Source organism: Burkholderia sp. Ac-20392 (assembly GCF_017104585.1).
Lineage (GTDB): Bacteria > Pseudomonadota > Gammaproteobacteria > Burkholderiales > Burkholderiaceae > Burkholderia > Burkholderia lata.
Window position 1 is genome coordinate 1 of record NZ_JAAGPB010000101.1, and the last position, 234, is coordinate 234.

A 234-nucleotide genomic window follows, 5' to 3' on the forward strand; every position below is an offset into this window, starting at 1 on the left:
TAAAAAAAAAAAAAAAAATAACTCATGTGCGTTCCATTTCCATTACTAATCACCTTTTTACTCTCTCTGTTATGCTTCCCACTTCTCTTCTCTCCCACTTGTTTGATATCTTTGACTGCATCCTGATATTCCTTTCGTCCATTGAGCACCTCTATCTTGACTTTGTATTCGCCGTCTTCCACCTTGCGCTCTCTCGTTTCAGTACAGATCTCGTATCGTGTCTTGTTGCCGTCT

1 protein-coding gene is annotated in these 234 nt (G+C 40.2%); it reads right to left on the bottom strand.

What is annotated here, in order from left to right; genetic code table 11:
- Positions 1-182: hypothetical protein (locus tag G3N99_RS14480; protein ID WP_206122720.1), on the bottom strand; the 182-nt coding region annotated here is incomplete at its 3' end.
- Positions 183-234 lie beyond the last annotated feature (52 nt).